The sequence below is a fragment of the Enterobacter sp. UCD-UG_FMILLET genome (genome assembly GCF_000762975.1).
Taxonomy (GTDB): domain Bacteria; phylum Pseudomonadota; class Gammaproteobacteria; order Enterobacterales; family Enterobacteriaceae; genus Enterobacter; species Enterobacter dykesii.
Genome location: NZ_JRJC01000027.1, coordinates 1 through 12,898, shown reverse-complemented (window position 1 = coordinate 12,898; position 12,898 = coordinate 1). Strand labels below are relative to the sequence as shown.

At 55.8% G+C, this 12,898-nt stretch carries 11 protein-coding genes and 1 pseudogene; 6 read left to right on the top strand and 6 right to left on the bottom strand.

The features are described 5' to 3' along the window. The first annotated feature begins 237 nt into the window (after nucleotides 1-237). Genes potA through potD form a run of 4 tightly spaced genes read left to right on the top strand, consistent with a single transcriptional unit; the run spans nucleotide 238 to nucleotide 4,046 of the window. On the top strand, nucleotides 238-1,386 hold the full coding sequence (gene potA / locus LA04_RS12735; RefSeq protein ID WP_185807237.1) for a spermidine/putrescine ABC transporter ATP-binding protein PotA: 1,149 nt from the start codon (nucleotides 238-240) through the stop codon (nucleotides 1,384-1,386). After that, nucleotides 1,370-2,227 (top strand): spermidine/putrescine ABC transporter permease PotB, encoded by an 858-nt coding sequence (gene potB, locus LA04_RS12730; protein WP_047651852.1) that lies wholly within the window; start codon nucleotides 1,370-1,372, stop codon nucleotides 2,225-2,227. The genes potA and potB overlap by 17 nt, the downstream gene beginning before the upstream one ends. Beyond that, a complete protein-coding gene (gene potC, locus LA04_RS12725; protein WP_023311176.1) occupies nucleotides 2,224-3,015 on the top strand; it encodes a spermidine/putrescine ABC transporter permease PotC in 792 nt (263 codons plus the stop codon). Before potB ends, potC begins: the two co-directional genes overlap by 4 nt. After that, nucleotides 3,012-4,046 carry a spermidine/putrescine ABC transporter substrate-binding protein PotD gene (gene potD / locus LA04_RS12720; protein WP_047651851.1) on the top strand — a complete coding sequence of 345 codons (1,035 nt, stop codon included), beginning with the start codon at nucleotides 3,012-3,014 and terminating at the stop codon, nucleotides 4,044-4,046. The genes potC and potD overlap by 4 nt, the downstream gene beginning before the upstream one ends. Nucleotides 4,047-4,091: 45 nt before the next feature. Here the strand turns inward: potD and LA04_RS12715 are convergent, their stop codons facing one another. Further along, nucleotides 4,092-5,321: an EAL and HDOD domain-containing protein gene (locus tag LA04_RS12715; protein ID WP_047651849.1), complete on the bottom strand. Its 1,230-nt coding sequence runs from the start codon at nucleotides 5,319-5,321 to the stop codon at nucleotides 4,092-4,094. A 237-nt stretch (nucleotides 5,322-5,558) separates the two neighbouring features. Between LA04_RS12715 and LA04_RS12710 the strand changes: the two genes are divergently transcribed. Further along, nucleotides 5,559-7,490, top strand: a complete 1,932-nt coding sequence (locus LA04_RS12710; RefSeq protein WP_047651847.1) for a methyl-accepting chemotaxis protein — start codon at nucleotides 5,559-5,561, stop codon at nucleotides 7,488-7,490. Between the two features lie 45 nt (nucleotides 7,491-7,535). Here the strand turns inward: LA04_RS12710 and cobB are convergent, their stop codons facing one another. From cobB to lolC, 5 genes are read right to left on the bottom strand one after another with little or no spacing between them, the layout of a single operon-like run. Then, entirely contained in the window at nucleotides 7,536-8,357 is an 822-nt protein-coding gene (cobB, locus tag LA04_RS12705) for a Sir2 family NAD+-dependent deacetylase (protein ID WP_047651846.1), read from the bottom strand. Between the two features lie 14 nt (nucleotides 8,358-8,371). Beyond that, a complete protein-coding gene (gene nagK, locus LA04_RS12700; protein WP_047651845.1) occupies nucleotides 8,372-9,283 on the bottom strand; it encodes an N-acetylglucosamine kinase in 912 nt (303 codons plus the stop codon). Between the two features lie 53 nt (nucleotides 9,284-9,336). Next, a complete protein-coding gene (lolE, locus tag LA04_RS12695) occupies nucleotides 9,337-10,581 on the bottom strand; it encodes a lipoprotein-releasing ABC transporter permease subunit LolE (RefSeq protein WP_047651844.1) in 1,245 nt (414 codons plus the stop codon). Then, the gene (gene lolD, locus LA04_RS12690; RefSeq protein WP_047651843.1) at nucleotides 10,581-11,282 is read right to left on the bottom strand and encodes a lipoprotein-releasing ABC transporter ATP-binding protein LolD; all 702 of its coding nucleotides are present in this window, start codon (nucleotides 11,280-11,282) and stop codon (nucleotides 10,581-10,583) included. The genes lolE and lolD overlap by 1 nt, the downstream gene beginning before the upstream one ends. Beyond that, nucleotides 11,275-12,474, bottom strand: coding sequence for a lipoprotein-releasing ABC transporter permease subunit LolC (gene lolC / locus LA04_RS12685; RefSeq protein WP_047651841.1), 1,200 nt, complete (start codon nucleotides 12,472-12,474; stop codon nucleotides 11,275-11,277). The genes lolD and lolC overlap by 8 nt, the downstream gene beginning before the upstream one ends. A gap of 256 nt (nucleotides 12,475-12,730) precedes the next feature. Between lolC and LA04_RS24805 the strand changes: the two are divergent. Further along, nucleotides 12,731-12,898: pseudogene (locus LA04_RS24805) on the top strand (acyltransferase family protein); the annotation flags it as partial.

The following is a 12,898-nucleotide window of genomic DNA, read 5'->3' as shown; positions in this document are numbered from 1 at the left end:
GCAGTCACCCTCACTTTTTGTGACAACATTATCAATAAGCATCAAAACGCAAATATTGCGTCAGGTCACTTTTATCCCGCAAACGAGAATATTTTCCGTTTATATCGTTATGCGTTAGTTAATGTAGCTTATGAATCAGTGACAAGGATTGGCGATTGCAGGGGATTGCCGTAGAATGTCCGCCCTCATTACGAGTCACCAAGGTGGTTACACACAAACCCCGCTTCAGTCTGCTGCCTGAGGCGTCTATATGGGACAGCGCAAAAATTGAATACACAATCCCGTTCACGTTCACCGCTGGTGCAACTGGAACGAATTCGTAAAAGTTTTGATGGTAAAGACGTTATCTCCGACTTCACTCTGACCATCAATGACGGTGAGTTTCTGACGCTGCTTGGCCCCTCTGGCTGCGGCAAAACAACCGTACTGCGCCTTATCGCCGGGCTGGAAAGCGTCGATAACGGCCATATCCATCTTGAAAACCAGGACATCACCCGAGTTCCTGCCGAAGATCGCCACGTCAATACCGTCTTTCAGAGCTACGCCCTGTTCCCGCACATGACCGTGTTTGAAAACGTGGCGTTTGGCCTGCAGATGCAAAAAACGCCGGCGAATGAGATCGAACCGCGCGTCACCGACGCCCTGCGCATGGTGCAGCTTGAGACGTTTGCCCAGCGTAAACCCCATCAGCTTTCCGGCGGCCAGCAGCAGCGCGTGGCCATCGCCCGCGCCGTCGTCAATAAGCCGCGCCTGCTCCTGCTGGATGAATCCCTCTCCGCGCTGGATTACAAGCTGCGCAAGCAGATGCAGAATGAGCTCAAAGCCCTGCAGCGCAAGCTCGGCATTACCTTTGTCTTCGTCACCCACGATCAGGAAGAGGCCCTGACCATGTCCGACCGCATCGTGGTGATGCGCGACGGCAAAATCGAGCAGGACGGCACGCCGCGTGAAATCTACGAAGAGCCGAAGAATCTGTTTGTCGCCAGCTTCATCGGGGAGATTAATATCTTCGACGCCACGGTGATTGAGCGTCTGGACGACCAGCGCGTGCGCGCCAGCGTCGAAGGACGCGAGTGCAATATCACGGTGACTTTCCCCGTCGAAAAGGGACAAAAGCTCAGCGTTCTGCTGCGCCCGGAAGATCTGCGCGTCGATGAAATTCACGGCAATGCTGAGGCCGAAGGGTTAATCGGCTATATCCGCGAGCGCAACTACAAAGGAATGACGCTGGAGTCCGTTGTCGAGCTGGAGAACGGCAAAATGGTGATGGTCAGCGAGTTTTTTAACGAAGACGACCCTGACTTCGACCACTCTCTCGACCAGAAAATGGTTATCAACTGGGTTGAAAGCTGGGAGGTTGTGCTGGCTGATGAAGAACACAAGTAAATTCCAGAATGTGGTGATTGCCACGATCGTCGGTTGGCTTGTGCTGTTTGTCTTTTTACCCAACCTGATGATCGTTGCCACCAGCTTCCTGACCCGCGACGACGCTAATTTCGTTTCGCTGGTCTTTACGCTGGACAACTACGCGCGCCTGCTCGATCCGCTCTATTTTGACGTGCTGCTGCACTCGCTCAATATGGCGCTGATCGCCACCCTTGCCTGTCTGGTGCTGGGCTATCCTTTCGCATGGTTCCTCGCGGGCCTGCCGCAAAAGGTGCGGCCCCTGCTGCTGTTTTTACTGATTGTTCCCTTCTGGACCAACTCGCTCATCCGTATTTATGGCCTGAAGATCTTCCTCAGCACAAAGGGCTATCTCAACGAGTTTCTGCTGTGGTTGGGAGTGATTGATACGCCGATCCACATCATGTTTACCCCGAGCGCGGTGATTATCGGTCTGGTCTATATCCTGCTGCCGTTTATGGTGATGCCGCTCTACTCCAGCATCGAAAAGTTGGATAAACCGCTGCTGGAAGCGGCAAAAGATTTGGGTGCCAACAGGCTCCAGACCTTCATCCGCATTATTATCCCGCTGACCATGCCGGGCATTATCGCGGGCTGTCTGCTGGTAATGCTCCCGGCGATGGGCTTGTTCTACGTGTCGGATCTGATGGGCGGCGCGAAAAACCTGCTGATCGGTAACGTGATCAAGAGCCAGTTCCTGAACATCCGCGACTGGCCGTTCGGATCCGCGACCAGCATTACGCTGACGGTGGTCATGGGGCTGATGCTGCTGGTCTACTGGCGCGCCTCACGCTTGCTGAACAAGAAGGTGGAACTCGAATGATCGGTCGACTGCTTCGCGGCGGTTTTATGACCGCTATTTATGCCTATCTTTATATCCCGATCGTTATTTTGATCGTGAACTCGTTTAACAGCTCGCGCTTCGGGATTAACTGGCAGGGTTTTACCACCAACTGGTACAGCCTGCTGATGAACAATGACAGCCTGCTGCAGGCCGCTCAGCACTCGCTGACGATGGCGATCTTCTCCGCTACCTTCGCCACGCTGATTGGCTCGCTCACCGCCGTGGCGCTCTACCGCTATCGCTTTCGCGGCAAACCGTTCGTCAGCGGCATGCTGTTTGTGGTGATGATGTCGCCGGACATCGTAATGGCCATTTCGCTGCTGGTGCTGTTTATGCTGCTGGGGGTACAGCTTGGCTTCTGGTCGCTGCTGTTCTCGCACATCACCTTCTGCCTGCCGTTTGTGGTGGTGACCGTTTTCGCGCGCCTGAAAGGGTTCGACGTGCGCATGCTGGAGGCGGCGAAAGATCTGGGCGCCAGCGAGATGATCATCCTGCGCAAAATCATCCTGCCGCTGGCGATGCCTGCCGTGGCGGCCGGATGGCTACTTAGCTTCACCCTGTCGATGGATGACGTGGTCGTGTCCTCCTTCGTCACCGGTCCGAGCTATGAAATTCTGCCGTTGAAGATCTATTCAATGGTGAAAGTCGGCGTCTCACCGGAGGTGAACGCGCTGGCGACCATTCTGCTGGTGTTTTCGCTGGTTCTGGTGATCGCCAGCCAGGTTATTGCTCGTGATAAAACAAAATCTCAGGGGACAATGAAATGAAAAAAATGCTCGCCGCTGCGGCACTGGTGCTTGGCATGGGTGCCGCACACGCTGATGACGGTAAAACGCTCTACTTCTACAACTGGACCGAATACGTGCCGCCGGGCCTGCTGGAACAGTTCACGAAGGAGACGGGCATCAAGGTGATCTACTCGACCTACGAGTCGAATGAAACCATGTACGCCAAGCTGAAAACCTACAAAGACGGCGCGTACGATCTGGTCGTGCCTTCCACCTACTTTGTCGACAAAATGCGCAAAGAGGGCATGATTCAGAAGATCGACAAAACGAAGCTAACCAATTTTTCAAACCTCGATCCTGAGATGCTCAACAAGCCGTTCGACCCTAATAACGACTACTCCATTCCGTACATCTGGGGAGCAACCGCGATTGGCGTGAACAGCGAGGCCGTCGATCCGAAAACGGTGACAAGCTGGGCGGATCTGTGGAAACCAGAATACAAGGGTAGCCTGCTGTTAACCGACGACGCGCGTGAGGTGTTCCAGGTCGCGCTGCGCAAGCTGGGTTACTCAGGCAACACGACGGATCCCAAAGAGATCGAAGCGGCATATGCCGAGCTGAAAAAGCTGATGCCTAACGTGGCGGCGTTCAACTCTGATAATCCGGCAAACCCGTATATGGAAGGCGAAGTGAATCTGGGGATGGTGTGGAACGGCTCTGCGTATGTCGCCCGCCAGGCCGGTACGCCGCTTGAAGTGGTCTGGCCGAAAGAAGGCGGGATCTTCTGGATGGACAGCCTTGCGATCCCCGCCAACGCGAAAAACGTTGAAGGGGCGCATAAGCTGATTAACTTCCTGCTGCGCCCGGACGTGGCGAAACAGGTTGCCGAGACGATTGGCTACCCGACGCCAAACCTCGCCGCACGCAAACTGCTGAAGCCTGAGGTAGCTAACGATAAATCGCTCTACCCGGATGCCGAAACCATCAGCAAAGGTGAATGGCAGAACGATGTCGGTGACGCCAGCCGTCTCTACGAAGAGTATTACCAGAAATTAAAAGCGGGCCGGTAACGGTATTGCGTTCTTCCTCACGCCGCCCGTACGGCGTGAGGAGGATTAACTGACCGCATTCTCCCCAGCCCAAATTGTCGCCTTTCTCATCGCCTCAACCACGTCCTTATCCGACAGACCCAGTGCCTGACGAACCCGGGTCGCCTCATCCCACTGCTGCTGTTCATAATAACGGCACAGGTTAATCATGTCGGCTAACTGCCCCTCCTGATGGCACAGCGCGTTGCTCACGCTCTGCGGCACCGCAATTTGCTTCATCAACTCGGCCATCGGCTGTTCGAGGAGGGTATCGAGCAGAGAAAACAGGCCGCACATGAAGGCATTTTCAGCCAGCGTCGGTTCGTTCATCGTCTCGGCTATCAGCTCGCAGAACTTACCGCGCATCATGCTCAGCGGGTAAAGCTCGCTGACGGTGTCATTGCCCGCGCTTGCCAGGACCACGACGGCAACAAACCGTCTCAGCTGATTTTCTCCAAGGTATCTGAGGACTTCGCTCAGGGTTAACTTGCTGAAATTACAGGCGCCGACATGCTTAAACGCCGTATGCTTCATATAGCGCATGATTTTCCAGGACAGCGTGAGATCGGTTTTAATCAACGACTCGACGATCCGAAAATCGGGTTTATTGCGTCCGACCTCCATTTGCAGCCGAAAAATAGCCAGCTGATTTTGCGATAGCCGCTTATATTTAATGATCTCCGGACGGCAGAAAAAATAGCCCTGAAACAGCGAGAATCCCTCTTCCCGGTATTGGCTGAATTCCTCTTTAGTCTCAATTTTTTCAGCGAGATATTTAATATGCTTGGTTAAATGTTTACGATCTTTCAGATACTGTTTAATTTGCGCTAAGGTATAATTTCTGACGTCAAATTTCAGTATTGAAATATAGGGTAAAAAAGCATCCCATTCTGGAGCAAGGGTGAAATCATCAAGCGCAAACTGATAACCATCCGCACTCATCTCCCTGACGGCCTGCAACAGCTCCGCTCCCGGTACAGCATCTTCCAGGATCTCAATGACCACGCTCTCTTTATCCAGCGCTTCTCCACTGCGGTCTATGACCATTCGCGAAGGGAAATTAATAAACGACGTATGTGTCCCGGCGATGCGCTGGGACGGCACGCATAAAAACTGATCTGATATCATCCTGGAGGTGGCATATTCCGCCGACACATCCGGAAAACGGTTTGTCATCCCATCTCTGAAGAGCAGCTCGTAGGCTACCGTCTTCATCTCAGGGTTAAAAATGGGTTGTCGCGCAATAAATCCGTACATATCCCATCCTCCTCTACAACTTTATATTTATTAGCATCCTCTTTCTACACCACGATAACGAGTTTTATCGAGCGCTATTTTGATTGAATGCACAAAATAAAAGCATCCACACTAATTAACAGGATTTTATATTCAGTTATTTAAATTAAATATACCCGGAGCTCTACAGAAAGAGGATGAAATATCCGATAAGTAATTTGTGCCTGCCCGACATGCACGACTTTAGGGGAAATGAGAATGAAAGACGCCATGGTCCGAAGACAAAAAATAAGAGTCAAGACGTTGATGCTATTGTCCATTTTCCTCACCGTGACGGTGGGCTTTACGGCAACGATCGGGTTTATGATGTGGCAGTGGATGGCCCAGCAGGAGGTTCTGGCCAAAAAACATATCCGCCAGATTGCCGAGGTACAAGCATTGCAGGTCAGCAAACAGCTGGATTCTGCCCTGACTGCCGCGAGGGATATGGGCAACAGCGCCCTGGCGCTGCGCGAGGCGGGGGTATCCGATCGTCAGAGCCTGAACCAGCTGCTCATCCACTACCTCTCGGCTCACCCATCGTTTCTCTCCATGTCGATGGCCTTTGAGCCTAACGCGTTTGACGATAAAGATGCCGCCTTTGCCGGTCAGAGCGGTGAAGATCCTGCCGGGCGCTACGCCCGCTACGTCGACCGCGACGCCACCGGCAAACCGGCATTACACCTGCTCACGGACATCGAAACGCCCGGCAGCGGCGATTATTATCTGCTGCCGAAACAAAGGCATAAAGATGTGATCATCGAACCCTATATCTATCCCTACAACGGGGTGGACGTGATGCTCACCTCGATTGCCGCTCCCATCATGCGTGACGGTCAGTTTCTGGGCTCGGTTACCTCTGACTTCTCCCTCGCCACGCTGCAATCGACGATCGGCGCGATTAAACCGTGGAACGGCACGGGCTATGCCCTGCTCCTCTCTGCAGGTAATAACGTGGTGTCCAGCCCGGACAAACGCGCGGCAGGCAAGCCTTACGCCGGTCAGATTGCCGGTCATGACGTCACCCGGGTAAACGATCCGCTCCTGAAGGAGGACGTGTTCATCACCTGGCAGGACATCGCCGTCGGTAATAGCCAGACGCCGTGGAAACTCGCCATTATCACCCCGGTCAGCGAAGTGATGGCCGAAGCGCGGGCATTTTTACTGAAAGCCATCATCATGATGGTGTTAAGCATCGTGGCGGTCAGCCTGGTGATGGCCCAGATCTTTACCCGCAAGGTTGACCGTCCGGTTGGGGGGGAACCTTCAGAGGCCGCCGGGATCGCCCTGGCCGTTGCCCGGGGAGATCTGAACAACACTATCCCGGTGCGTTCCGGAGATACCCACAGCATTTTTTACGCCCTGCACACCATGCAGATGCAGCTCAAGCGCATCGTCGACAATATCAGCGAAGCCAGCCACTCCGTGCACGGCGGCACCAGCGAAATTTCGGCGGGCAACCTTGACCTCGCCTCGCGCACCGAGGAACAGGCGGCTGCGATTGTTGAAACAGCAGCCAGCATGGAAGAGATTTCGGTCACGGTGAAAAATAACGCCGACAACGCCCACAAGGCCACCACGCTGACCGATCGCGCCGCGAGCCTCGCCGGGCATGGCGAAACGCTGGTGAACGACGTGGTCGTGGTGATTGGGGAAATTGATGAGAGCGCGCGTAAGATCGGCGAGATTAACAGCATCGTCGATGGCATCGCCTTCCAGACCAATATCCTGGCGCTGAATGCTGCCGTTGAAGCGGCACGGGCAGGCGAACAGGGGCGCGGCTTCGCGGTGGTCGCAGGTGAAGTACGTAATCTTGCCCAACGAAGCGCTAACGCAGCGAAAGAGATCTCTCAGCTGATTGCCGAGTCTTCAGGGCGCGTGAGCAAAGGCGTTGAGTTGGTCAATGAAACCGGCGTGATGATGAAACAGGTGATTGAAGCGGTGTCGCATGTGCATCTGGTCATCAACGATATCGTACAGGCGCTGGACGAGCAGAATCGGGGGATTAGCCAGGTCAGCACCGCCGTTAACCAGATGGACAGTACAACCCAGCAGAACGCCTCGCTGGTTCAGCAGATCTCTGCGGCGGCGCTCTCGCTGGATGAGCAGGCTAAATCGCTCGAGAAGACGCTGGCGTTCTTCCATTCATAAATAAAAAGGCACCCGCTGGACGGGTGCCTTTTCACGCGATTGCCGTTACAGCCCTTTCAGCAGCTTGTCGACAAACTCCGGGACAACCGTGCTTGCCAGACCGTAGTGTTTCTCTTCAAACTCGCTGCCCACCTGGCTTGGCTCAAGATTGAGTTCTACCGTATGCGCACCGTGCAGTCGCGCTTCGTGGACAAAGCCCGCCGCCGGGTAAACATGACCGGATGTGCCGATGGCGACAAACACGTCTGCCATCGCCAGCGCGCTGTAGATCTCATCCATTCCCAGCGGCATTTCGCCAAACCAGACCACGTGCGGTCGCAGGCGCGACGGGAACTGGCAGCAGTGGCACTTATCCTCTGGCAGCACGTCTTCTTGCCAGTCCAGCACCTGACCGCTCCAGGCGCAGCGAACCTTGAGCAGCTCGCCGTGCATGTGGATGATGTTCTTGTTACCGGCCCGTTCGTGCAGGTTGTCGATATTCTGCGTTACCAGCAGAAAACGATCGCCCAGCGCCTCTTCCAGCTTCGCCAGCGCCAGATGCGCCGCATTCGGCGCAACGTCAGGCTGCTGAAGCTGACGACGGCGGGCGTTATAAAACGCCTGGACGAGATCCGGGTCGCGGGCAAAGCCTTCCGGCGTGGCGACATCCTCCACGCGGTGCTCTTCCCACAGCCCGTCCGCCGCGCGAAAGGTTCGAATGCCTGACTCAGCGGAGATCCCCGCCCCGGTCAGCACCACCACTCTGGGTTTATCCATTGCTTCTGGCATCATTCTGTCTCTGAAAAAGATCCGCTGGCGCAAGCGCTCACGCAAGCGGCGTTTGTTTTTGCGAAAACGGCTGAGTCGACCTTGGCGACGCGACAGCATAGAAACCTCGTAAACTAATCGGTGAGATGAAGGAATGCGGCTCCGCGCATGCCTCCTGCGTCCCCGTGTCGCGCGCGTTCAATACGCGGCACGCGGGCAACCGGCAATAAGTGTCGGGGCAAACGCCCGGACAACCGTTCCGTAATCGCGGTAAAGTTTGAAAGCCCTCCCCCGATCACAAGCAGATCCGGGTCGACGATGGTGAAAATATTTCCCAGACACACCGCCAGCAGATCCAGATAGCGCTCGACGTGCTCACGCGCCTGCGCATCCCCTTGCTCCCACAGGGTAATGATTTGAGGGGCCTCAAGTTTCTGATGATAGAAGTGTTCGTAAAGCCATGCAAACCCGCGCCCTGAGAGATAGTTCTCGATGCAGCCGTGCTGGCCGCAGCCGCAGCGGGTTAGCGGGAAATCACGCCCCAACACTTCCAGCGCGTCCACCGGCAGACGGATATGGCCAAACTCGCCGGTGATGTAGCTGCGCCCGGTGATGGGCTTCCCGCTGATCACAATCCCCCCGCCGACGCCGGTACCGAGGATCAGCCCCATTACCAGCGGATACTGACGGAACTCATCGTCCCAGGCTTCGGAGAGCGCAAAGCAGTTAGCATCATTGTCTAAACGCACGTCGCGTTCAAGGAGAGCAGAGAGATCGGCGCGGAGCGGTTTACCGCTGGCGGCAGGCACGTTGGCGGCATACAGCGTGCCGTCGTCGGTTTCGGGCATCCCGGGAATGCCGATGCCGACGCTGCCTTTGACGCCAAAGCGTTCATCGGCCTGCGCCACCAGCGCGGCAATCGCGGTTAAAAATTCGTCATAACTTTCGCGCGGCGTGGGAACGCGGGTTTCCCACTGCAGCCTGAGGTTTTTATCAAACACGCCGAGCGCAATCTTGGTGCCGCCAATATCAAATCCGTAATACATAACGCATTCCTCTTTTAACCTGGCGGCCCGAAAGCCGCTAGATCATGACGTAATTACTGGCCACTTAATACCCTCGCCGGATCAATTCGGCTTGCGCGACGCGCCGGATACCAGCTTGCCAGCAGACTCAGTAAAAGTGCTGTAACCAGCACATAAAAAACATCCAGCCAGTGCAGTTCAGACGGCAGGAAGTCAATAAAATAGATATCACCCGACAGGAACTGGTGGCCGATAAGCTTTTCAATCCCGTTGATAATCGGCGTCAGCTGCAGGGAAACCACCACGCCAATCACCACGCCGCACAGGCTGCCGAACAGCCCCGCCAGCAAACCGTACCAGACGAAGATGGCGCGAATAAGGCCGTCTTTCGCCCCGAGGGTACGAAGCACGGCGATATCACCGCTCTTATCCTTGACCGCCATCACCAGCGTCGAGACGATATTAAAGCACGCTACACCAATCACCAGCACCATCGCCAGATACATAATGGCGCGGATCATCTGGATATCACGGTACATATACCCGTAAGTGCCGATCCAGCTTTTAATGTGGACATAGTTATTGGTCACCAAGCCCGCGTCGCGGACCAGCTTGTTGGCGTTAAAGACGTCGTTCACCTTAATGGCAATGCCCGTCACGCTGTCGCCCATATCGAGATACTGGCGCGCATCCTCCATCGGCACCATCGCAAAGCTGTGATCGAGCTGACCGCTCAGCTGAAGAATACCGGTGACGTGCAGGCGCACGCGCTTAGGCTGCTGCAGTTTGTGGTCGGCGCTGGCGTTGGGGATCATGATCGATACCCAGTCGCCCTGCTTCACCTTCAGGGCATCGGCCACGCCTTTACCCATGATGATCTGCTGCTCGCCGGCCTTAAAGTTGGCCCACGCGCCGTTCTGCACATAGTTTGGCAGCGCGCTGAGACGCGCTTCCTGGGCGGGGTTGACTCCTTTCACCTGAATGGCGCGCAGGTTTACCCCGCTCTCCACCAGCCCGGTAAAGTTGATGTAGGGCGCGGCCGCGGCAATGCCCGGCACCTTTTCGACTTTGGCGAGCGCATCGCTCCAGTTCGTCCACGGCTGGTTAACCGGCTCAATCTCCCCGTGCGGCACTACCGCCAGAATGCGGTTATTCAGCTCGCGCTCAAAGCCGTTCATGGCGCTCAAGCCGACAATCAGCACCGCCACGCCCAGCGCAATACCGATGGTCGAGATGACGGAGATCAGCGACACCATGCCGCCGCGACGGCGGCCGCGGCTAAAACGTAAACCGATGAGTAACGATAACGGTGACGCCATTACTCAGCTCCCATCAGGGTCAGTTCCGCGTTCAGATGGCCGTCGCGCATCTCAAGCTGACGCCCCATGCGTTTTGCCAGCTGCAGATCGTGGGTTACGACCAGAAACGCGGTGCCCTGCGAGGCGTTCAGCTCGCCCAGAAGCTGGAAAATACTGTCCGCATTGCGAGCATCCAGGTTACCGGTAGGCTCATCCGCCAGCACCAGACGCGGGTTGTTGACCAGTGCACGGGCAATCGCCACGCGCTGGCGCTCGCCGCCGGAAAGCTCAGAGGGACGATGGTTACCGCGATGGCCCAGGCCTACCGCTTTCAGCATGTCGCTGGCGCGGGCGTTAATTTCTGCCAGTTTCTTTTTACCAATCAGCAGCGGCATCGCCACGTTTTCCAGCGCCGTGAAATCCGGCAGCAGGTGGTGGAACTGGTAGATAAAGCCCAGCTCGCGGTTGCGCAGCTCGGCCTTCGCCGCGGAGGACATCTTGCTCATCGGCTGGCCGGAGAAGATCACGTCGCCCTCGGTTGGCGTATCCAGTCCGCCCAGCAGATGCAGCAGCGTACTTTTGCCCGAGCCGGAGCTGCCAACAATCGCCATCATCTCGCCTTCGCCCACGCTGAAGCTCACATTGTGCAGCACGTCGGTTTGCACAGTGCCTTCCTGATAGCGTTTGGACAGGTTGTCGCATTGCAACAGGATCTTATTCATAACGTAAAGCCTCAGCGGGTTGAGTGGCGGCAGCGCGCCAGGAAGGATAAAGCGTAGAAAGCAGCGCAATGGCCATCGCGGCCAGCGCAATACCGACCACCTGCAGCGGCTCGATAGCCACCGGCAGCGCCGCGCCGTCGAGCAGCGCGCCGATGATCGGCATTAAGTTATTAAGCTGGCTGGCAAGCAAGGCCCCCAGCACGGCGCCGAGCAGCGCGCCGATGATGCCTGCGCTGGCCCCCTGCACCATAAACACCGCCATGATCTGGCGAGGCGTGAGCCCCTGGGTTTGCAGAATGGCGACTTCGCCCTGCTTCTCCATCACCATCAGGCCCAGCGAGGTGATGATGTTAAATGCGGCCACGGCCACGATCAGGCTCAGCAGCAGCCCCATCATGTTTTTTTCCATCCGCACGGCCTGGAACAGTTCGCCTTTACGCTCGCGCCAGTCCTGCCATTTGGTGCCGTCAGGCAGTTTTTGCTGGCTGAGGGTATCGACCTTCAGCGGCGCGTCGAGCCACAGGCGCCAGCCGGTGATATTTCCTGCCGGGTAGCGCATCAGGCGCGACGCGTCCTGAATGTTCACCAGCATCTGATAGCCATCGACTTCGCTGTTGGCGGCAAAGGTACCAATCACGTTAAACAGGCGCTGGCTTGGCAGGCGTCCCATCGGCGTAAACTGGCTGGCAGAAGGCACCATCACGCGCAGCTGATCGCCACGGCTGACGCCAAGCTGTCCGGCAAGCTGTTCACCCAGAATCACGTTGTATTTTCCGGCTTCCAGATCGGTCTGCTTCACGTTAACCAGATACGGCGTCAGCGGGTCTTTTTGCGCCGGGTCAATACCCAGCATCACGCCGACCGCCACGCTGCGGGCGCTTTGCAGCACCACGTCGCCGGTCGTCAACGGCGCGACGCGCGTGACGCCCTGTAACTTCGCCGCGCTTTCCGGCAGCTGTTGCGGGTTAACCGAACCGTTGGATGATGAGAGAACGGCCTGCGGCATCAGCCCCAGGATGTTGTTTTGCAGCTCGCGTTCGAAGCCATTCATGACGGAAAGCACCGTCACCAGTGCCATCACGCCAAGCGTAATGCCAATAGTCGAAAGCCAGGAGACAAAGCGACCGAAGCGGTCCGCGGCGCGCCCACGCATGTAACGTAAGCCTATGAAGAGTGCGACAGGTTGATACATGAAATCCGTCTGTTTGCTGATAGCAGACCCACGAGTATATAAGCGAATCCGTTAAGCGTAAATGACTGAAACCGTAAGCTTTGGTAATCATTTTTCCGAAAAATTCAGATAAATCAGGATGCTATTGTCTGAATACTCACCTCGCAACCTCCACCTTTTCCGAAAAACCGCCGGATACAGACTGTTACCCATTACATCCCGGCTTCGTTTTACAACAATTGCTCGTTCGTTTATGGCAATAAGGTAGTGGCGAACAATGAAGCAAAAAGCATTATGGATTAACCAGATAAAAGGGCTGTGTATCTGCCTGGTGGTTATCTATCATTCGGTTATCACGTTTTATCCGCATCTGATCGGGCTACAACACCCGCTCTCCGGCCTTCTCGCCAAATGCTGGGTCTATTTTAACCTCTATCTCGCACCG

What these genes read in the sequence shown, in the direction of transcription:
- nagK (WP_047651845.1), bottom strand. Translation starts at nt 9,283, where the DNA reads ATGTATTACGGATTTGATATTGGCGGCACCAAGATTGCGCTCGGCGTG.
- lolD (WP_047651843.1), bottom strand. Translation starts at nt 11,282, where the DNA reads ATGAATAAGATCCTGTTGCAATGCGACAACCTGTCCAAACGCTATCAG.
- potD (WP_047651851.1), top strand. Translation starts at nt 3,012, where the DNA reads ATGAAAAAAATGCTCGCCGCTGCGGCACTGGTGCTTGGCATGGGTGCC.
- potC (WP_023311176.1), top strand. Translation starts at nt 2,224, where the DNA reads ATGATCGGTCGACTGCTTCGCGGCGGTTTTATGACCGCTATTTATGCC.
- cobB (WP_047651846.1), bottom strand. Translation starts at nt 8,357, where the DNA reads ATGCTGTCGCGTCGCCAAGGTCGACTCAGCCGTTTTCGCAAAAACAAA.
- LA04_RS12715 (WP_047651849.1), bottom strand. Translation starts at nt 5,321, where the DNA reads ATGTACGGATTTATTGCGCGACAACCCATTTTTAACCCTGAGATGAAG.
- potB (WP_047651852.1), top strand. Translation starts at nt 1,370, where the DNA reads ATGAAGAACACAAGTAAATTCCAGAATGTGGTGATTGCCACGATCGTC.
- lolE (WP_047651844.1), bottom strand. Translation starts at nt 10,581, where the DNA reads ATGGCGTCACCGTTATCGTTACTCATCGGTTTACGTTTTAGCCGCGGC.
- LA04_RS12710 (WP_047651847.1), top strand. Translation starts at nt 5,559, where the DNA reads ATGAAAGACGCCATGGTCCGAAGACAAAAAATAAGAGTCAAGACGTTG.
- lolC (WP_047651841.1), bottom strand. Translation starts at nt 12,474, where the DNA reads ATGTATCAACCTGTCGCACTCTTCATAGGCTTACGTTACATGCGTGGG.